The organism is Methanomassiliicoccales archaeon, assembly GCA_038850735.1.
In the GTDB taxonomy this organism is placed as follows: Archaea; Thermoplasmatota; Thermoplasmata; order Methanomassiliicoccales; family JACIVX01; genus JACIVX01.
In genome coordinates this window covers 1-20,324 of record JAWCLO010000011.1, presented here as the reverse complement: position 1 = coordinate 20,324, position 20,324 = coordinate 1, and the positions used below count along the sequence as shown (strand labels likewise).

Genomic DNA, 20,324 nt, shown 5'->3' with positions numbered 1-20,324 from the left:
TTCGACTCGATCGAAGAACTTTTAGAACACCTATTCAATCGTTCTTTTCATGAACAGAATTGCGGTCATCGGTGCCTCGGGACTTCTTGGGCAATATCTCGTGGAAGAAGCTGTCAAAAATGGGCACGAGGTTCTTGGCACGTTTAGAAATGTTCCTGTAAGTTTCCGCAATGCCGAAACGGAGTTCCTTGATATAAGAGACGCATTACAAGTCGAACAATTGCTTGGAAAGTTTGAGCCTGATGGCATCGCACTCGCAGCAGCAGTAACAAATGTCGACCTCTGTGAAAAGAACCCTTCTGAAGCGTGGAACATCAATGCCGAGGGAACACTCAATGTGGCAACCTCTGCTAGAAATCTTAGCGCGAAGTTGCTTTACGTATCAACGGATTACGTTTTCAATGGGCTAAAGTGTGGGAAATACGTCGAAACGGATATCCCAGATCCTTTAAATATCTACGCGCAGACGAAACTTGAAGGTGAAAAAATCACGCTCGATGCATCGGAAGCCAACTTAGTCTGCCGCGTATCGACGCTTTACGGATGGAATAGAATTTCACAGAAGGAAAACTTCGTGACTTGGATCATCAACTCCCTGAGGAGAGGCAATCCTATTTCACTCTTCACAGATCAGTTCGTTTCTCCTACATATGCACCGCACTGCGCCCATATTTTGTTAAGACTTTTGGAAAGTCGAGCAAATGGAATCTATCACACATCGGGTCCTGACTGTCTAAGTCGTTACCACATCGGCTTAAAGGTATCGGATGTTTTCAACCTGGATAAATCTCTGATACATTCGATGACTTCAAGGGATTCAAACCTTATAGCAAAGAGGCCACCACGTCCATGCCTCAGTGTTATGAAAACCGAAGTTGATTTGATGATGAAGACGCTCACCTTAGAGGAAGGATTGGAGGATATGCGGAGGAGTGAAGTGAAATGAAAGGACTGATTTTAGCGGGCGGTACGGGAACCCGGTTGAGGCCTCTTACCCATACGGGGCCAAAACAGCTGATTCCGATAGCCAATAAACCGAACATCATGTACTGCCTTGAAGATCTGCGCGATGCCGGAATCACTGATATAGGGGTTATTCTCGGTAACAACATGCCTGAGAAAGTGAGAGAACTTCTCGGCGATGGTTCAAGGTATGGAGTGAAAATCACGTACATATTTCAAGGAGATCCGAAAGGCATAGCGCATGCGGTGGGATGCGCTCAAGAATTCATCGGCGATGACCCGTTCGTAGTCTATTTAGGCGATAACATTCTCACTGGTGGAATTAAGTATATGGTCGAAGAATTTGCATCTTTAGACTGCGAAGCAATGATTGCTCTGTGTCCCGTTGAAAATCCAGAAAAATTCGGAATCGCGGAACTCGATGAGCAGGGGAATATCGTGCGGCTGGTTGAAAAGCCAAAAAACCCAAAAAGCAATCTAGCAATGATTGGCATTTATTTTCTGAAAAAGAGCATTTTCTCGATTATAAAGAACCTTAAACCTTCGTGGCGCAATGAAATTGAAATCACTGATGCAATAGATCAACTTAACAGGCAAACTGGTAAGGTGATTGCAAGAATCGTCCGAGGCTGGTGGAAGGATACTGGAAAACCTGAGGATATACTTGCAGCTAACCACTTGATGCTTGAAATGATCGAAAGCAGGAATGATGGAATCGTTGAGGATGATGTTAAGTTGATAGGCAGGGTCAATATTGGAAAGGGTACTTTGATCAAAAAACATAGCGTCGTCCGAGGTCCTACGATCATCGGGAAGAATTGCATAATAGGTCCAGACACCTATGTGGGACCCTATACATCAATCGGTGACAATACAACACTCATTGGATGCGAAATTGAATCGTCAATTATCATCGGCGATGTCTATATTGAGTGCAAAAAGAAGATCATCGACAGTCTCGTCGGTGCTGGGTGCAGGATATGTTCCGCCGAGAATGCGATTCCTAAGGGTTGCAGATTCATCATCGGCGAGAATTCTCAGCTGATTCTCTAATTTCAGCCATTAGTCATTCGGTTAATTCGAATCTCTCGATAATTTCTCAGCAAATTTAAAATAATGCTGTAAAGAAAACAATTGCCAGTATAGTCAGACTCAGAGAGTGTGAATCAAAGGGGTTGAACGTGATGATGAAGGCAAAGATGTTTAAATGTGCCCAGTGCGGGGAAACTATAGAGATCCCTTTCGGAATGCCTAAACCCACCTCATGTCCGAAATGTAAGGCACCTGCTGAATCGATACATCGCATGAATCCAGGCCCTCCAAATCAATCTCAGTAAACAGTAGGTTACAAGTGTCTGTGCTTAGCCCATATTGATGCAGCATCGATTCTGATGACACAAGATTAAAACGCAGAACCGTAACAAGTGAGACATAGATCTGATTAAATCTCTGGCATAGTCGCGAACAGTCCTAGTAAATGATAGCATTTGTACGAGTTTGAACGGGATAATGAATTTTCTTAAGCGCGGATAAATCTGAAAAATTCACGATCTTCCGAAAATGGAACAATTTTGTACGCTTATCGCCTTGCATTCAGATTCATCTCTAATTCCCTTTCTCTATCATCGACGCGATGCGCTTAGTCAGCCCACAATAAAATTAGGTGGAGTCCCGATTCATCGCTCAATTGTGTACCAGTCTTTCAATCATCATTGCGCGGAAATTCTCCAGCATAGCGGTTCTCGAATTAAAAATGCGATTAGAATGTACCATTCGCAATTCTCTCAGAAATGTACTAATAATTAAAAAATTAAAAAGACCATACGCTGATAGAACGGTGACACCCGATGACGAGCGAAACCATCTCAACTGGTACAATTTCACAGTGCGATCGGGACGATGATAAGAATAAGGGTGCAAGTCAAGATCATAGGGGAGCCGATCGAACATTGCAGAGAATAGGTATTTATCTATGCACCTGTGATGGTTGCATTAGCGGCATCATTGATCTAAATTCTATAGCAGAAGGAATCCGGCATTTGAAAGCTGTCAGAAGACTCGAGATTATGAACCACCTCTGTTCGAAACAATCGCTCAAATCAATTAAGAAAGATGCGCAGAGAAATGCTCTCAACCGTATTGTTATAGGGGCATGTTCGCCCCGAACCTATCTGAGGTATTTCCAATCGGAGTTGTCGCAGAACGGTACAGGAAGCGCAATAGTCGAAATAGCAAATATAAGGGAGCAGTGTGCGTGGATACACTGGGATGATCCGGCTGCAGCAACGGAGAAGGCCGCCACAATGATAAGCATGGCAGCGGCTAAGCTCCTCGCTTCTGAGCAGTCAGAAAGAGGATATATGGCAACTGTAAACGAGAAATTGTGCGACGGTTGTGGGATCTGTGCGTCGATATGCAGATTAAAGGCGATCAGCGTCGTCAACGATCCGAAAAGACCTGGCAAGAAGATAGTATCAATCAATGAAGACGTGTGCGATGGATGTGGTGCCTGTGTTGCATCGTGTCCGAGTGGAGCACTAGACCAAAGATACTTCTCAAATAGACAGATCATGGCGCAGATAGAAGCGGCGACTAAGGGAAGGATCATCGAGGACTTCTCTTCGCCGAACATTCTGGTATTTTCGTGCAATTGGTGTTCGTATGCAGCTGCCGATCTCGCGGGGCTTAAGAAACTCAGCATTCCACCCAATTTCCTGACGATAAGAACAATGTGTTCTGCGAGAATCGATCCTGAGTGGGTCTTAAGCGCTTTCTCTAAGGGAGCCGACGGGGTCCTTGTACTCCCAGGTAAACTTGGACACTGCCATTACGAGATTGGGAATTTCAGGACGACGAGGAGGATTGCTTTGCTGAGGCGTGTTTTATCACAACTTGGATTTGATGAGAATAGGCTCATGCTGAGTTTCATCGACTCAGAAGATGCCGAAGGCTATCAGCACGAAGTTTCATCGTTCATTTCAACAATAAGAAGTCTCGGTCCAAATCCACTGCGGGATTTGGATATGACTAAGAAACGTACCTATTAATGGGATTCTCCAGTAATCTTTTTCGACGCGGACAGCAGGAGATTTTGAAATCGCAAGTCGCCCGCCACTGAATTTAATTAAATAAACTTATTTCTGCTATTAGATCACGGAGTGTGCACCATGAGAATCATCGCGGTTGATATTGGTGTCGGAACCATGGATGTCATGTTAATCGATACTTCAAAGATTTTGGAGAACGGCACCAAACTTGTCTTGCCATCGCCAGCGCAGCTGCACAGGGCAGCGGTGTTAAGAGCTGCGAAAGCGAGAAAGAATCTCTATATCGATGGCGATACGGTTGGTGGAGGACCGTTCGCCAGTGCCGTCAAAGCACACATTTCTGCTGGTTTGAAGGTGAAAATGACTCCTGGGGCGGCGTATTCGATTAGAAACGATCTTTCAGAAGTGGAAGCACTTGGTATCGAGATCGTTGATTGTATAGACGCTTGGGATACTGATTTTCTTACTCTTTGGCTGCAGGAAGTTAGATTGAAGGAAGTTCTTCGGTTCTTGAGCGAATATGGCGAGAACGAGCAGGTTGATTGCGTTACAATCGCCGTTCAAGATCACGGCATCTCACCGAAGGGTGTTTCGAACCGAATGACGAGGATTGGCCGTTTTGAAACAGCTCTCTCGGAAAATCCATACCTTGAATTCCTTTTGTATTCTGAAAACTCAGTTCCAGATGAATTCTTAAGGATGAGATCTGCAGCTAGAAGAGCGCATGAGGAACTGCCCGATGCCGATGTGTATGTGATGGACACTTCGCCAGCAGCGGTGCTTGGCTGTTTGATGGATCCTTGCGTTCAGGATAGTGAAAAGGTCCTCGCAATCAATTTTGGCAACGGACATACTTTAGGTGTTCTGCTTGATGGTGGTGTCGTTCTGAGGGGATTTGAAGCCCACACCAGGCAGTTCGCCGATGCAAAATTGTTAAAATCATATCTTTGCGATCTTCTCAAAGGCAAGCTATCAAATGAAAGGGTTTTCAACGATGGTGGTCATGGCCTTTTCGAGGTGAGTCAAGTTCCTGTGGAGCCTGATAAGATTCTCGTGACGGGACCGAGAAGGTCTCTTATGAACGAATTAGAATTGGGATTTAGGTATGCAGCACCAGCTGGTGATATGATGATGACTGGACCTCTCGGCCTCTACCGTGCGTTGAAATCGCGATTCTTGTGATTAAATTTGAATTGCATGACGTTCTGGCTAGAATTCCCATTCACCTCGAACTCGAATCAACTTGTAAAGCTCAAATAATTGAATTTTGGGTATGGATTGACAATCCTCCAAACGAGATTTTAGAACCGCAAATGTATTGCTGGTTGAGGAATATATCTAGAAAAAGCGATCAGAGTGGTGCAAACGCCATTTCTGCCTCAGAAAACCTATTGGCAGTATGATCTTTCATTTCTATTTCGCTACCAATCTGTGATTCCTCTATCCTTATCCATTTCGAGAGACCTTCCATCATTTGCCACAGTTCGTATCGCTCCTCGGTCTCCTTGTACCCCAATTTTCTGAGGATATGCTTCGTCGCATCAAACGGACTTTCAATCCAGATGACCCTACTATCACTCATTGAAATGAAGTCCAGCATCATGAAGGTGCAGATGCCGAGACGTCTGAGATCTGGGATAACATAGATCTGGTGGAGTGTCAAGGGAAATACCACTTTCATTTCTGAGTACTTCGTCTCTTGAACACCCATCTCACTGTACATGTAGTATCCCGCCGGCACCCACACATTATCCTTATTTATCCAGGCAATCTTGCTTTTCCAATTTGCCTTTACATTCTTGAAACCTGGACATTCAACAAAAGCCTCTTTTTGAAGGATCTGAAGAATGAAACGATCCTTGTAATCATGAACTCTTGATATCCTCAAATCGCCTTCAGAAATCTTAACATTCAAATCATACCAACAAGCAGCGCCTTCACTGTCCAAAGAACAGTAATTATCTCCCTTTATTCCACCAATGAGTTTCATTGAATGGTGGAGGTGTTTTACCATGAAATTCCTCCGTCGGACGATTGTCGGACAATTGCTATTACAAAGAAGCCTTTATAATTTTTTCTTTCACGACGGAGGTGCAATGAAATGACGCTTGCGTTTTGGCTGCTTTTCCACTCACCATGCAGAAATGATATGATTTCTCATATATCAATGGCCCTTGGTTTTCCTTCGCACGGTTTCCCGCTCTTCTCTTTTTTTCAAATATCGCTCGATGGCCGATCTCACAGTGCCCTCAATCCCCTCAACAATCTCGATACCAGCATCTCTGAGAATGCGCTTTGCGTGCGGTCCCACGAATCCTGTCAGGACGACATCCACACCGAGACCAACAACGCTCTGAGCTGCCATGGCGCCTGTCCCATGGGGAGATCTTGAAGCCTCGTTCGGAATCGCCTTATAGTCCATTGTGTCGGAGTCCACTATGATGAAGTAGTCGCACATTCCAAATTCATCATCAACAATAGAATCGAGATCGTCGCCGATAGAAGATACGCAGATTCTCATGAAAGCAAATTAGGAACACCGTTCTATATAACCAATATGTTATTCGAGCCCTACCTCATCAAGTGCCAGATTCTATCGCTTTTCTTCACGATGAATAGATCGGCCTTAACCCACTCTGCACGCCTCATTTTTTAAGTGCCTATCACTAGATACATCCCCTCTCAACGAAGATTTTTGGGAAAACGTTTTTGGCTATATACGAGCCACACATCGTATCAAAAACTCTCCTTTAGTTGCAACAAAGAGCAGGAAATCGTGATCTATATAGTTCATTACGCTATGGAATGCTAATCGGCAGTAACATGATTCTCGGTGGGTTGAGGTTCTTTGCGAAGAGATTTTTGCAAAGGTATCTGATCGGCAGAATCCATGCAATTTTTTCCTTGTTGCCCGACCCAGTTCTATGGAATTAATTATTTTGTTTTCGAAAAATATCATCAAGCATACTCATATTTATGATCTAGAGGCGGAATTCAATTCCTAAATAGGTAATCCTGCATATTTGCTTACATGCCTCTTGGCGACCCAATGGGTGGTAATGAGGACTACCGCGAAAGGGGAAAGATCACAGGATTAGAAATGGTAATGATACCAGTAAGCGATATCGAAGAGGGCGTGGAATTTTACAACGGGGTTCTTGGGTTTGAGATCGTATCTGATCTGAGACGAGCTAACTGGATTGAACTCAAGGTTCCTGGTTGCGGAGGAAAAATTGCGCTGTATGGACCTCCTGATGGCAAGGAGCGAACACATGGAATCCATACTGGAATCGTGTTGGGGACCGATAGCATCTACGAACTGCACAGAAGGCTTGTCGATGAGGGAGTCAATTTTGTCATGAAACCCACGAGACAACCGTGGGGCGGATTGATGGCAGCATTTTTAGATCAGGATGGTAATGAGATCGCTATCCTGGAGACAGCCATTTCGTTAGCAAAAAATAAGTAATCCACTCTTGCGAAGTGCCTGACAGCACGGCAAAAGATAGGACACCGAAAATAGTAGATTTCCCGCACTGAGCGCAACTGGTCTCGAAATTTCAATGTGCTTTGAATGGGAATCTTAAAAAGAAGTTAGGATCAAAATCCTCCGAGGATCTCTTCTGATGCCTCAATGATCTCGTTGACTTTGTACTCTGGCAAGAGTTCTAGAAGGAGATCTCTTTCCATCACGGCGTCTTTCAGTGTGATTATCCCTTTGCTCAATAGAGCGTTCTTGATGTCCTTTCTGATTTGCAGAGTTGTGAGAGGATATAACTTGTAATTTTCTAGGAGACATTCGAGTCCTTTTGCTTGTGGAAACCCCCATCCTATGAGATTTAAGCCCACGCATTCTGCATACTTGACGACGTCGTTAGAGAATTTTGTATTTGTGACAAGCCATGGGGTAGAGGCTGCTGAAGTTTCCCTGAGATCGAGGAATCGGGCATATGTGTAGAGGGCAGTTTGAATTCCACACCTAGTGCCCGCGCGGTTGTGGAACTTGCATTCGACCATGTGTTTCACGCCCTCCTTTTCTACGAGAATGTCGACTTCGTGTGATACACACCGTCCTTTCGCACACTCTCTCACTCTGACAGAGTACCCAAGCTCCTCAAAAAGTCTACTGATGAGATCTTCAAAATAATAGCCTTCAGGTCCAAGTGAGAAGATGGCATCCTTCAAACTGTATCGCACTCGCCTTTTCCTGTCAAGCATCTGCCGTACGAGCCTGTAGATCTCTCTGGTGGGGATTCCGTCATATATTTTTGGCTGCAGCCTCAAGATGATGAGATTTGCTTCCTCGGGACTGGCGCCGGATCGTAAGAGAGCACTCATCACCTTTCTTTCGTCATAATCTTCCCTTTCTCCAGATTGCTTGATTACCCGCATAAGAGTCACTCCTATCTGATGCGATACTTAGTTCTTCATGCTTTCTCTTTTTTGTAAACAGAATGCTCCAATTGTGTGTGGAATTTTCGACGGTGTTTATCAACTCTCTAGTCTCTCAGTGTGCTAGCAAATAGATTCGATTCTTAACCTTGACAGTACAGCATCAAATTTCTGTTAAAGATGTCAATCCGCTTAGGCAGTCACCGCATTTTAACACTATTTTCAATTGATAACGAGATCATCAGTTGTATATACGATAACCGAAATTCCATGATCAAAATGAAGCGCATTATTAATTCGTAAGGCACCATACATATCTTGCTCGTCGAGGATGAAGTTCCCTTTTCTGAAATTGCAGAAGAGTTTCTTGAATTCGATTGCATTTCAGAGCTGATGCCGTCAAATCAGTTGAAGAAGCCCTCTGCGCAATCCGCAGAGGAAGATATAACGTTGGTGTTAAGGATTATCAAATGGGTGATAAGAACCGGCATCTCGGTTATCGCCTGCGGAATCGGCATAACTAGTTGAAGAGAAGTGATGGCAGAGTTCTAGAGGATAAACAAGAAACTTCGGCTCACAAGCCATCTTTCAAGGCACGATATTCGCAATGAGTTTTTCATAATATCCAGGTGCATTGAACTTGTGATGGGAGCATCTATCGATGCATGATGCATGTATGAAGAGTCATTTGAGTAGGATGCAGATTGCATGTAAGAATATTGAAAAAAATCCTCAATTCCACACGGGACTATGAGCGTCTTGGGTCTGCGGAGTTGCAATGGCAGCATGCAAGCTATCTTTTTGCATATGCTCTTGAAGCACTTGATGTAACGGTGATCAAATTTGACTTGCGCCTCGACGGATTGATGCTTTGCGTCGATCCTATCTTTGAGGAGGTTTTCTACAATCTCGTCGATACTTCTATAAGTCATGGAAAGCGCGTGAAGACAATATTTGGGAGTTATTAAATGATAGGTACCAGACTTGTTGTGAGATATGATAATGATAGCGTCGGTATACCGCTAGATATGAAAGACAAGCTCTTCGAAAATACGGGAGATAAAGGACCGCTCCTCATCAGAGAAGTATTGACGATAACTGATATGGACATTAAGGAAATGGGCGAATGTGAAAAAGGGGTTGTATTTCTTATCCACGTCCCTCCTAGTCGTTTCAAAATAGACACATCGCGAATGCAGAGAAATGGATCAGAATTTCTCGACTTTATCAGATTGTTCTATAAAACATGTAAAGTTAATTCGAAGGAATTTATCAAATCACTTAACCAGCAAGATAAAGCGGAAATTCATATTATTCGCTCGATTCCTTTTGAATATCGTGCAGTATTTCTATCAAAGAGATCTGAGTCGAGACGAATGTGTTTCCTCAGCTTTATCCGCCACCGAGCTCAGCAGCCGAAATTGCCTTATCAATTTCCATTTTGAGCTCCTCTGGAATACCCCTGATGCCGACCTCGAGGAACCCCCTCACAATGATACCAACGGCTTCTGCCTCACTCAACCCCCTCGACATGATGTATTCTACTTGATCCTTTGCGATTTTTCCGACAGCGGCTTCGTGTGTCATCTCAACATCAGGAACGCTTGCCTCGAGCTCAGGAATCGCGATTTGAATACCCTTCTCGCTGAGAATGAGGCCTTTGCACTCAAGGTGTGCCCTGATCCCAGGTGCTTCTCCGACGAGTTTTCCCCTTGCAATCGATTTTCCGCCAGTAGTAATGCTCCTAGATACAATTTCTGCTCTCGCCCCTGTTGCCGATAGGATAACCTTTGAACCAATGTCGAGCTCCGAGCCTGGATGAGCGATTGCAACGGTATTGAAACGGCCAAAAGACTCTTTACCTCTGAGCACCGCTGTTGGGTACATTTGGACGGATTTTACGGGTTTGAGGCATACATAATTATTCACGTAGGTCGCACCCTCGTCAACCATCACAACGGTTCTCGGCCTCACTCCTATTTGTTCAGCCCAGTTGTGAATCATCGTAAATATGAGCTTCCCGCCCTTTTTAATGTAAAATTCAGAGATTCCGAGGTGCAATGCTCTTTCCACGCCGGGTTTCGCGGCGCAGCCAGTAATGACTTCTAGTTCCGCATCCTCTTCAACAATGACGATATTGTGCACCGTCTGCGCCGCATTCCTGCTTCCGAGAAGGAGGCATGTCTGCACTGGCATCACAGCTTTCTTTCCTTGCAGAGCTCTGATAAAATACCCATCGGCATTCTCAAGAAATGTCGTAGCGGTGTATTTGTCCGCATCGGGCTGAACTGCCTTCCAGTAGTATTCTTTTACCCAGTCATACTTCGCTAGCGCCTGTTGCGTCGACATGACCTCGACGTTTTCCTCTCTTTGAGACCTGTGAACGACGGCATTATCAAGCAGAAGAAAACTTCCAGACCTCCCCTCGCCTGTTGGAATTACGCCAGCATTCAAAAGGGTCTGTTTGATATCTCCGCCAAGATCTTCAAGATTGTCGGTTTCTGAGGCATTTTTCGGCGCGATATCGAACTCGTCTAGGTCAAAATCTTCACCGTATGGTGCCTTTTTCTTCCGCGCCACTTCGGCCCTCTTTTTCAATCCACTCGAATCATCTTGCATTTTACGCACTCCTCGTATCCCTTTCTTCTTATTTCCTGCAACAATTCTCTTGGATTTCCGGAGCAAAGGATTGTGCCGTTGCACATCACATATCCCCTGTCTGCCTCGATATAATCGAGTATCTGCCCTGTGTGCGTGATGATAAGCGCCGATTTACCGTCAAGAGATTTCTTCCCAGCACATTCAAGGGCTCCGCTCAGCAACATCCTTATCGCGTTGCCGACAACCTCGATACTCTCGAGGTCAACGCCAGATTCGGGCTCATCGAGCAGGTACAAACATGGATTTTGAGCCGTTAGCTGTAAGAGTTCAGACCTCTTTATCTCCCCTCCTGAAAATCCGACATTGACATCCCTGCTCAGAAAGTTTGACATGTTGAGAGTAGACGCCAAAGAGTCGACGTCGATTGAGTTTTTGCCGACGACGCGAACAAAATCACCCAGTTTGACTCCTACCAAGTTGGGAGGTCTCTGCATCATGATGCCGATCCCTCGTTTTGCCCTTTCGTGCATTGGCAAATGCGTGACATCTTCACCTTTGAAAATAATCTTTCCTTCTTTTACCTTGTACTGGCTATATCCCATAATCGTCATAAGAAGTGAAGACTTGCCAGATCCGTTCGGTCCAAAGAGTACGCTGGTATATCCCGACATGAGACTTAAATTAACATCTCTTAGTATGGTATGTCCTCCGACCTCCACGGTAAGATTTTGTATTTCAAGCATGCGGCTACCCCATATAGATCGTGGAGAGGAGGCATAAAGATTTAATTGTATCGCTGACTGCTGTATTGCCGATTTTAAATGCAAGCATGTAGTTTTTTCGCCGTATCGAGGAGCCTTTTAATTCGTTGTTTCATGCTCGTCTTATTTGATCATCATATTTCACTTCTTCTTTTAGTTCCTGTTTTAGCACCGCAAATCATCGAACTGTTTTTATCGTAGCGAATGAATCCTAGTGCTCGCAAAAGGGATGGGATTGCATAGTTGAACTCAGACGCATCATCTGGTAGCTCAATTGCCAGTCCGAAAAGAGGAGCCTTCAGATTCATATTGCTACTCAGTCTTATCGGTCTCTCAGCCGATGTAGTTTATGAAGGAGCAAGAAGCATCTCTGGGAATTATTTGGCATTTCTAGGAGCAGGTGCTGCGGCAATCGCCTTTATTATAGGATTTGGTGAACTCGTCGGCTATACTCCAAGACTGTTAACAGGCAGCATGGCTGATCGCACAGGCAGGCACTGGAGTTTTCTCTTCCTGGGTTATGGTATTAACGCTTTTGTTGTTCCGCTAATGGCATTATGCGGAAACTGGACTACTGCGGCAGTTCTCATAATACTCGAGAGGGCAAGTAAGGCAATAAGGGCGCCAGCGAGAGACGCTCTTCTCTCATACGCAGGCGTGGAGGTCGGTCGAGGATGGGCCTTCGGTCTCAATGAAGCAATAACCTCTATTGGGGCTGTATTGGGGCCCGTAATCGTCTCTATTGTCATGATGGTTCAGGGCGATTACCAAGACGCTTTTCTCGTTCTCATGCTACCAGGCGTCATCGCTGTCATTCTTCTCCTTTTTGCGTGGAAATATTACCCGTCTCCTAAAGAAATGGAAAGAAAAACGCCTAGTGCGTCGGAAAATTCGCTGCCAAGGATTTTTTGGATTTACGTCGTGGGCGCATGCTGTGTCGCCATTGCCTATATAGATTTTCCGTTCCTTTCGTATCACTTTGATAGAATCGATTCTGTTCCCACAGTGTTGATTCCCGTCTTCTATGCAACAGCCAATGTTATCGATGCGTTCGGAGCGCTTTTCATCGGCAAATTTTACGACACCGCGGGCATGATGGTTCTTATAATTATCACTTTGATTTCCTCATTATTCGTATGTTTCGTCTTCCTCGATAATACCTTTCTTGTTTTGCTTGGAGTAGCGCTTTGGGGATTGGGTGCAGCCTCCCAGGAGTCGATCATGCGGGCTATTATCGCTGATATGGTACCAGCGAATAAGAGGGCATCAGCTTTCGGCATCTTCAGCCTTCTCTTTGGCATTTGCTGGTTCATCGGAACTGCGGCGATGGGGGTTATTTATAATTCATCGATCATTGCTGTTATCGTTTTGTCAATCACCGTCCAGCTGATAGCAGTTTGTGTATTCGCGTATGTTATGTTTCTGTTGAAGGGTTATTCAGGAAACCAGAAGAATACATCTTGAAGCACGGACAAGCGATATGTTACCGCAGTTTAGAGTATTGCGCTTCACATCAGTACATTCTCTTGATAAGAGTGCTGTCAACTCATTCCAGTAGTGCAAGGCTGAGGATCAAAAGCACCCCTATGATGATTGAAATCATTTGAATGACTGACTTCTTAATATTCGTTTCCTTGTGCATTTCTGGAACAAGATCGCTGCCTGCGATGTAAATGAAGCCGCCCGCAGCAAGCGGCAGCATGATCGTCGTGTACCCGCTGACGGTTTCACCGAGAATAAGAGATGCTACTGCACCGGCAATGGCCATGGTTGCAGCCAGGAAATTGAACATCAGCGCTTTCCACTTAGAAAATCCCGCATATATCAGTATGCCGAAATCACCTATTTCCTGTGGAATTTCATGCAAAATAATGGCAATTGTTGTTGCCACACCAACTTCGAAACTCGCGAGATATGATACGCCGATAAGTACGCCATCAATGAGGTTGTGAATTCCGTCGGAAACAAGATTGATATATCCTACTGGCTTCTTGCATATTTCCTGAAACTCGCACGTGTGTTCATGTCGCCAGTGCAGGAATTTCTCGAGTACAAAAAAAGCGAATATGCCAACTATTATGTACACAGAAATCCAAGGCTCCATACCATAGGTCTCAAAAGTCTCTGGTATCAAATGTACGAAAGCGTCGGTAAAAAGGGCGCCAACTGCAAGACCAACTAAAACAAAAACTGAGGTCTTGAGCACTTTATCGTTCATGATAAGAAACAGTATCCCAATGATTGAAATGACACTTACAAGAACAACACTGGCAATTGCGTAAAGCCATGCGGACATGTTTTATCCCCTTTGGTACTTTCAACGGCTTGATTTTTGAACAGAGTTAGTCGTATTTTGCCTCATTGTTTATTAATTTTTTCTTAATTTATTATTAACAATTATAATTTACACGGACCAAATCAAATCATTCAGGAATCTTAAATATGATTAAGGCGCAGGATTCATTGACAGAAAATCAATGCGTTCCTGCTCATTCCCGGCTATGCTAATGATTCATGGATTTGGCGGAACTTGCGTGCATATTAGCAATTAATTTCAGCGTAATTGATGGTGAAGAAACATTTGTCGGGACTGCACGAAATTCACTAAATGTGCGCCTCATCTAATTCTTTCGACAATCTCGATAAATTCTCTCTCTGTCAGCAATCCTTTTTTGCGTATCGATAGGTTTTTCACCTCAGTAAGAATCTTTTTTGCGTCCTCTTCACTAATCTTGAACCCAAGTTTCTCTGCCCAGTAAATAACAGATGCGAGTCCGCTCTTCTTGCCCAATACGATCCTAGGGGGATTCTGCCCCACAAGTGTCCAGCGGTATGGAAACATGGTCAGGGGCCTTTCTTTACCTTCCAGCACTTTCCACCAGCCAGCAACAATTCCTGATTCAACGGTAAATAGTTCGTTTCCCACTATAGGCTTGTTTGAAGGCTTTCTCATACCGCTCGCCTTTTCCACAGCATCTGAAAGTTCCTTAAACCTTGAGAAATTGAGATTTATTTCCTGTCCGTAAAGGAGTTTCAAACACATCGCCGTTTCTTCAAAAGATGCATTTCCCGAGCGCTCACCAATACCGTTGACAGTCGTGTGTGCAACCTCAGCGCCTGCCTTTATAGCTGCAAGCGTATTTGCGACTGCGAGACCAAAGTCATTGTGAGTGTGCACCTCAATCGGCACCCTGAACTCGCTTTTAAGTATGGTCACGAGATCAGCTATTCCCTCAGGCGTAAGAACTCCAAAGGTATCGACGACATTCAATGAATCCATATGTCCCTCCTTTGCAACCGCACTTATGATTTCAAACGCCCAGCTCGCATCTGCCCTTGAAAGATCAATGCAAAAGAACGAGACATAAAGACCGTGATCGTGAGCATATGCTGTAGCTTCAGTGGCTAGCTTTTTGGCCCTTTCCACCGACCATTCATAAGCATCTCCTATGAGGTGTGCGCTCGATGGGATTTCCATAATCACACCGTCAACATCGCAATCGACCGAAGTCTCGACGTCTTCCTTCATGCATCGGGTAAATGCAAAGATCTCAGCCTCCAATCCAGCATTTGCAAGTAGCTTCACAGCCTTCCTATCATCTTCGGATACGAGAGGCATCCCTCCCTCGATCCTATCGATTCCCACCTCACTCATAAGAGAACCGATTCTAAGTTTCTCTTCGCTGGTAAAAACCACGCCAGGCTGCTGCTCACCGTCACGGAAGGTCGTGTCATGGAATTTTATTTTCGGAAACCTGATTTCGTTCCTGAAATTGTAATGGCTCACCCAATAGTCATCGGTTTTCCACTTCATCATCTCACAAATGTATCGTACGCACCTCCAACGCTAAAAGCCTATGGATTTACTCGTGTTTTCCACTTTGTCCCAGAGGCATTACTCAATGCACAATTGGTTAAAGTGGAAATGAATAAAACCACCTCAAGACTCAGCGGTCAAAATTAATGTATGTGTGATTTTCACCATGAAAAAGCCTTTATCCATTCGTCTCTTTGCTCACATGATCAATATTTCCTTATCTTCGCATCAGGAGGGATCTTGTGGAGAAGTGTGACGATCAAAGAAAGCACTGGGATGAGGTGTACAACACCAAGCCTGAGTACTTTGGAGAGTTACCTAGCGAGTTTGCAAGAAGATCTCTCGAAGTTTTGAAAAAGAATCATGCGCAGCGTATTATCGAGTTGGGGTGCGGTGAAGGCAGGGATACTCTGCTCTTCTTAAAGGAGGGACTTGAAGTTATCGCTCTTGATTATTCCCCTGTAGCGATTAATCATCTGTTTCATAAAGCCAGGTACATGGGCCTTGCAGAAAATCTTACAGTGATGGTTCATGACGCAAGAAACGGACTTCCCCTTCAACGTGAATGTGTTGATGGCGTCTACTCCCACATGTTTTTCACCATGCAACTGTTTGAAAGAGAATTGGATTTCATCTTTCAGGAGTGTCTCAGGGTGATGAAAAGAGGCGCTCTCAATATTTATTCAGTAAGGAATATCAATGACCCTCATTACGGAAAAGGAATTCACAGAGGAGAGGATATGTGGGAGAGCCCGCAGAAATTTGTTGTTCACTTCTTCTCACCTGAAAAAGTGAGGCGTCTCGCGAGGGGATACGAGCTTCTCTGCGTGAATGAGTTCGACGACCCCTCGCCGACATATACAAAAAAGCTTTACGAAGTCGTTTTGAGAAAGTTATGAACAGAACTTCTGATGCGATGCACGAAGCCCTACTTAGCTAAACCGATTCAAACAACTAGGTTCTTTAAAAAATAAAAAAAGAATGATTTTATGAATCGTTTCTCAGTTATTTCACTGCTTTCTGCCCTTTTTAGACAATGCGACTGCGGCGCCTATCACAATCCCCACTCCGACCAGACCCGCAACGATCCAGGCGTAAGGAATCGGTGCAGATGGGAGGAATGCAATGTCGATGGTGTGCTCAGAAAAGTGGGGGACATAGACGAGGAGGTACTGCACACCATCGGCTTCCAAATGATAGTAACTTGCATCAGAGTCTGCGCTTCCAGTCTTATCGAGAATGTCATCGAGATTTCCAGCTCTCGTCATCTCATTGTTGTCGAGGGTGACCCTTATTTGATTCGTCGTTGTAGCGGTTTCATTATCGATCGCGAAAAGGAACAGACGCCCCTCGTGATTCTCAGAAGATACTTGAATTCTCAGCCTGTTCTCCTCAGCTGATACCAATCGCATGGTATATCTGTGATCATATACCTGGGCATCATATACAGCATCGCCATTGTGCATCATCACTCTCATTTCCGCACTGATGCGACCGTGCATAATTGCGTTCATGATCTTCTCATGCAGAGCTAGTCCCGTTTGTTGGAAATACGGTCGCATTCTAAAGAAAACATGCATGTCGAAACCGCTGATCATCATGTGAGTTGCGTTATTGATTTCCGCAAGTTCAACGGTGCCATTAGCCACGCCTATGATAGCGGAAAAAGATTCAGTTGAAATCTTGTAAGTGGCATCAAGGCAAGAATCATCGCAGTTTACTTGCTCCACATCAAGGTCTTTAGCTAGTGCCATGGAGATATTACCTGATCCATTAACCAGGATGTGAAGCATGGCAGTGGGATTGTTATGTGCGATGATGCGGTGTAATTCGTCATTCGCCATGAAAATTGAGCCAACAACCTTGACATTGCCTGATGAGAAGTTCTGGATGTTTACCTCATCAAAGACCTGAAGCATCGAGCTGATGCCATTGCGCACTGAGTAGTTCGTGATTGTCCCATCGGATTCGTTGAATTTGAATGCGATGAAGTATCCCTCAATAGAGCCGTTTGCGTAATTGAGGGGACCAAAAATCTTGCGCTGTAGTCCCATCTGGCACATTGCCCTTATTCTTTCGTTGATCTGCTCCTGCGTCATGTGTTTACCGCTTTCGAATCCATAGTAGTAGTTTTGATTGCCTTGAGGAGGCTGTCCCGCTTGATTGCTGATAACGTCTGAAATCCCCAGAGCCTGCACACCTGTCATTGCGAGCGACGTCGCAATGAGGCAGGCAATCGCAGCGACGAAAGCGCTTTTTGCAAAGCCTATTCTCATTTTTCTCACCATGAGTAGTAGACTATAGGGGTGATTTGAAGAGATTTTTGGTTCAAGAATCGAACTCTTTCGGACAAGTATCGAACAGCATCTGCGTATATATTGAGAAGCATGGGAATTTTATGGTGCATCTACTTTCACGCTTTCCCTGCTCGGCCAATGTATATGGTGCCATCTTTGATATCATTGACTTTATCCAGTACGCGAATTCACCATGAAATATGGAATTTTCAAGTTACATTGAAAATGAATATATGCAATATCCGATTGATCGCACAAGAGTAGATTTGAGTGGGCATGATGCTGGCATGAGCCTACAGGACTGTTCTAGCGTTACGAAGCAATTCTCACTAATCCGGGGTCGACATTTTTATATTATCAACTGTTGAGTTAGGGTACGGCATCGAAAAAATAGTGATATAGCATGAAAGGCGAAACGAAAAATGTTGAAGATAATAAGATCAGAAGTGCTGTGATTGACAGATACAAAACTGTGGCGAGAAAAGGCAAGTCATGCTGCGACGCATCATCTGGTCCGAGAGAAATCATTAAGATCTATTCATCAGAAGAGTTATCATCAGTGCCTGATGACGTGAAGGAATCGAACTGTGCATGTGGCAATCCTGTAGCTATTGCGGAGCTCAAGGAGGGACAGGTCGTTCTTGATCTCGGAAGTGGTGCAGGTCTTGATGTCATTCTCGCCTCGCAAAAAGTAGGGGATTCTGGATTGGTCATCGGGGTAGATGCGACTGATGAGATGGTAGCAAAGGCAAACAAGGTCGCGAAAACACTTAGTCTCAAAAATGTAGAATTCAGGAAGGGGCTTATCGAAGATTTGCCAATCTCCGACAATTCGGTAGATGTCATCATCAGTAATTGTGTGATCAATCTTGTAACAGACAAGCAAAAAGTGTTTCGCGAAGCCTACAGAGTTCTTAAGCCAGGAGGAAAATTGGCAATTTCAGATAGAGTCTTGATCGGTGAATTACCTGAGGAGGCAAAATCGAATCTAGAGTTGTGGAGTGCGTGTGTTTCCGGTGCCATCGACGAGAACGAGTATTTAAACATGATTCGAGAGGCTGGATTTGTGAATGTTAAAGTAACTGACCGCCGTGTATACTCCATTGATGAAGCGAAGTCGCTTGCAAAGACGTTGATTGAAGAAGCAATCGAATCAGGCAAGTCTCCTCCAGATGAGCAATCGGCGGTGAAAGCGTTTTGTTCAATTGCGAATGATCATATCGTCGCATACAAACCCAAAATTACAGATAAGAAAGTTGCATTATGAGGCGATTAGTAAGCGAACTTCTGTCAACTGTTCAATTCGACTTTGTCTTTTCTCCCTATGCGCTATATCTCATCTCGCGGTAATCGTAAACAATGGTACTATGTGTCGTTTCTTAGCGGTTTCTCACGGATGCTCACGACGATCATTATAAATTCTATGATCATTTTTTGATTTCAAAATTGAAAAGGAATTTTATACTGTAATCTTTGTGGATTGAGTGAAATTTTTTGATCAAGCGATAGGATGTTGATGGCAAAGATATTTGATTAAATTACTTCGCCGAATTTACCGCCTTTGAGCAGTGCATCGATAAAGAATCGCTTCTTTTCCTCGCTATCGTATGAGATGTAACCGATGATGGGCTTATTAAACTGGCCTTTGTTTTGAAGGATCTCGATGATACCTACGCCACTCCCTTTCCCTTCAATAATTCTCAATTGAAGTTTCACGCTCTCACCTCATTTTGAAAGCGATATTATCGATCCATGCTTGCCGCCTTCTAGTATTGCGTCGATAAAGAATTTCTTCTCCTCCTCATTGTCGTATGTTATCAATCCTATCCTAGCTCTGCACGTGATTGTTCTCTGCTCCAGGACCTCAATCACACCCTTTCCTGTTGAGGGATCCTGAATCATCCTCAAATAGAGCTGCATAATTTACCTCCAATCGAATCCAGTTTGACGCATCCCTGGCAAATGCCTTTGGTGATCAATCGTTAAACAGGATATATAAGTTTGCTAGACATTCCTATAACGTAAATTCCTTAAAGCCAGAGGAGACTACCGTTTCCGAAATCCGAACGCCCAGAACGATAAACAGTTGATTGCGAAGAACAAATTATTAATCCCGATTCCTATTCGCTCTCGAGGTTCGATCTTCTCAAGGTGATTAGATGAAGGTAATTGCGTTCAATGGAAGCCCGAGGAAAAACGGCAATACATTCCAAGCACTACAGATAGTGCTTGAAGAGTTGAAGAATGAGGGAATCGAAACGGAACTTGTTCAAATTGGAAGCGAACGCATTGAGGGTTGCACAGCATGTATGGCCTGCGCCAAAAACAAGAATGAAAAATGCATCATTGAGACCGACAACATCAACAAATATATCGAAATGATCAAACAGGCCGATGGCATTATTTTGGGCTCACCTGTTTACTTTGGGTCTGTTACCTCTCAAAT

At 44.3% G+C, this 20,324-nt stretch carries 22 protein-coding genes; 12 read left to right on the top strand and 10 right to left on the bottom strand.

The genetic code is table 11. From position 1 onward, the window contains the following. The first annotated feature begins 49 nt into the window (after positions 1–49). The 4 genes from QW087_07220 to QW087_07205 all read left to right on the top strand — a co-directional run bounded on the left by QW087_07220 (position 50) and on the right by QW087_07205 (position 5,192). Positions 50–946, top strand: coding sequence for an SDR family oxidoreductase (locus tag QW087_07220; GenBank protein MEM2944511.1), 897 nt, complete (start codon positions 50–52; stop codon positions 944–946). Continuing rightward, a complete protein-coding gene (locus QW087_07215; protein MEM2944510.1) occupies positions 943–2,016 on the top strand; it encodes a glucose-1-phosphate thymidylyltransferase in 1,074 nt (357 codons plus the stop codon). The genes QW087_07220 and QW087_07215 overlap by 4 nt, the downstream gene beginning before the upstream one ends. A gap of 794 nt (positions 2,017–2,810) precedes the next feature. Next, positions 2,811–4,010 (top strand): hydrogenase iron-sulfur subunit, encoded by a 1,200-nt coding sequence (locus tag QW087_07210; GenBank protein ID MEM2944509.1) that lies wholly within the window; start codon positions 2,811–2,813, stop codon positions 4,008–4,010. 120 nt (positions 4,011–4,130) lie between these two features. Further along, the gene (locus QW087_07205; protein ID MEM2944508.1) at positions 4,131–5,192 is read left to right on the top strand and encodes a DUF1786 family protein; all 1,062 of its coding nucleotides are present in this window, start codon (positions 4,131–4,133) and stop codon (positions 5,190–5,192) included. A gap of 169 nt (positions 5,193–5,361) precedes the next feature. On the opposite strand, the gene QW087_07200 is transcribed toward QW087_07205, so the two are convergent. Both QW087_07200 and QW087_07195 read right to left on the bottom strand, forming a co-directional pair. After that, on the bottom strand, positions 5,362–6,024 hold the full coding sequence (locus QW087_07200) for a hypothetical protein (protein ID MEM2944507.1): 663 nt from the start codon (positions 6,022–6,024) through the stop codon (positions 5,362–5,364). 150 nt (positions 6,025–6,174) lie between these two features. Continuing rightward, positions 6,175–6,531 carry a NifB/NifX family molybdenum-iron cluster-binding protein gene (locus tag QW087_07195; GenBank protein ID MEM2944506.1) on the bottom strand — a complete coding sequence of 119 codons (357 nt, stop codon included), beginning with the start codon at positions 6,529–6,531 and terminating at the stop codon, positions 6,175–6,177. 510 nt (positions 6,532–7,041) lie between these two features. Between QW087_07195 and QW087_07190 the strand changes: the two genes are divergently transcribed. Next, positions 7,042–7,479, top strand: coding sequence for a VOC family protein (locus QW087_07190; GenBank protein MEM2944505.1), 438 nt, complete (start codon positions 7,042–7,044; stop codon positions 7,477–7,479). 131 nt (positions 7,480–7,610) lie between these two features. Here the strand turns inward: QW087_07190 and QW087_07185 are convergent, their stop codons facing one another. Then, on the bottom strand, positions 7,611–8,402 hold the full coding sequence (locus QW087_07185; GenBank protein ID MEM2944504.1) for a restriction endonuclease: 792 nt from the start codon (positions 8,400–8,402) through the stop codon (positions 7,611–7,613). A 318-nt stretch (positions 8,403–8,720) separates the two neighbouring features. Here QW087_07185 and QW087_07180 point away from each other — a divergent pair, with 318 nt between their 5' ends. The 3 genes from QW087_07180 (at position 8,721) to QW087_07170 (ending at position 9,847) form a co-directional block, all read left to right on the top strand. Further along, positions 8,721–8,930: a hypothetical protein gene (locus tag QW087_07180; GenBank protein ID MEM2944503.1), complete on the top strand. Its 210-nt coding sequence runs from the start codon at positions 8,721–8,723 to the stop codon at positions 8,928–8,930. A gap of 176 nt (positions 8,931–9,106) precedes the next feature. Further along, on the top strand, positions 9,107–9,370 hold the full coding sequence (locus tag QW087_07175) for a hypothetical protein (GenBank protein ID MEM2944502.1): 264 nt from the start codon (positions 9,107–9,109) through the stop codon (positions 9,368–9,370). Beyond that, entirely contained in the window at positions 9,371–9,847 is a 477-nt protein-coding gene (locus QW087_07170) for a hypothetical protein (protein ID MEM2944501.1), read from the top strand. On the opposite strand, the gene QW087_07165 is transcribed toward QW087_07170, so the two are convergent. Next, the gene (locus QW087_07165) at positions 9,795–11,021 is read right to left on the bottom strand and encodes a SufD family Fe-S cluster assembly protein (protein MEM2944500.1); all 1,227 of its coding nucleotides are present in this window, start codon (positions 11,019–11,021) and stop codon (positions 9,795–9,797) included. The genes QW087_07170 and QW087_07165 overlap by 53 nt on opposite strands. Continuing rightward, the gene (locus tag QW087_07160; protein ID MEM2944499.1) at positions 10,997–11,746 is read right to left on the bottom strand and encodes an ABC transporter ATP-binding protein; all 750 of its coding nucleotides are present in this window, start codon (positions 11,744–11,746) and stop codon (positions 10,997–10,999) included. Before QW087_07160 ends, QW087_07165 begins: the two co-directional genes overlap by 25 nt. A 261-nt stretch (positions 11,747–12,007) precedes the next feature. Between QW087_07160 and QW087_07155 the strand changes: the two genes are divergently transcribed. Next, complete coding sequence (locus tag QW087_07155) at positions 12,008–13,228, top strand: MFS transporter (protein ID MEM2944498.1); 1,221 nt, start codon at positions 12,008–12,010, stop codon at positions 13,226–13,228. Between the two features lie 82 nt (positions 13,229–13,310). Here the strand turns inward: QW087_07155 and QW087_07150 are convergent, their stop codons facing one another. Both QW087_07150 and QW087_07145 read right to left on the bottom strand, forming a co-directional pair. Continuing rightward, a complete protein-coding gene (locus QW087_07150; GenBank protein ID MEM2944497.1) occupies positions 13,311–14,060 on the bottom strand; it encodes a ZIP family metal transporter in 750 nt (249 codons plus the stop codon). A 321-nt stretch (positions 14,061–14,381) separates the two neighbouring features. After that, positions 14,382–15,578 (bottom strand): hypothetical protein, encoded by a 1,197-nt coding sequence (locus tag QW087_07145; protein ID MEM2944496.1) that lies wholly within the window; start codon positions 15,576–15,578, stop codon positions 14,382–14,384. Between the two features lie 245 nt (positions 15,579–15,823). Here QW087_07145 and QW087_07140 point away from each other — a divergent pair, with 245 nt between their 5' ends. Further along, entirely contained in the window at positions 15,824–16,480 is a 657-nt protein-coding gene (locus QW087_07140) for a class I SAM-dependent methyltransferase (protein ID MEM2944495.1), read from the top strand. A gap of 111 nt (positions 16,481–16,591) precedes the next feature. On the opposite strand, the gene QW087_07135 is transcribed toward QW087_07140, so the two are convergent. Next, positions 16,592–17,857 carry a hypothetical protein gene (locus QW087_07135; GenBank protein MEM2944494.1) on the bottom strand — a complete coding sequence of 422 codons (1,266 nt, stop codon included), beginning with the start codon at positions 17,855–17,857 and terminating at the stop codon, positions 16,592–16,594. Between the two features lie 424 nt (positions 17,858–18,281). On the opposite strand from QW087_07135, the gene arsM reads away from it, so the two are divergent. Beyond that, the gene (arsM, locus tag QW087_07130) at positions 18,282–19,145 is read left to right on the top strand and encodes an arsenite methyltransferase (GenBank protein MEM2944493.1); all 864 of its coding nucleotides are present in this window, start codon (positions 18,282–18,284) and stop codon (positions 19,143–19,145) included. Positions 19,146–19,411: 266 nt separating this feature from the next. On the opposite strand, the gene QW087_07125 is transcribed toward arsM, so the two are convergent. Continuing rightward, entirely contained in the window at positions 19,412–19,594 is a 183-nt protein-coding gene (locus QW087_07125; GenBank protein MEM2944492.1) for a hypothetical protein, read from the bottom strand. Positions 19,595–19,603: 9 nt separating this feature from the next. Beyond that, complete coding sequence (locus tag QW087_07120; GenBank protein ID MEM2944491.1) at positions 19,604–19,798, bottom strand: hypothetical protein; 195 nt, start codon at positions 19,796–19,798, stop codon at positions 19,604–19,606. Positions 19,799–20,037: 239 nt separating this feature from the next. Between QW087_07120 and QW087_07115 the strand changes: the two genes are divergently transcribed. Continuing rightward, positions 20,038–20,324, top strand: a 287-nt coding sequence (locus QW087_07115) for a flavodoxin family protein (GenBank protein MEM2944490.1), incomplete at its 3' end; no start/stop codon positions are given.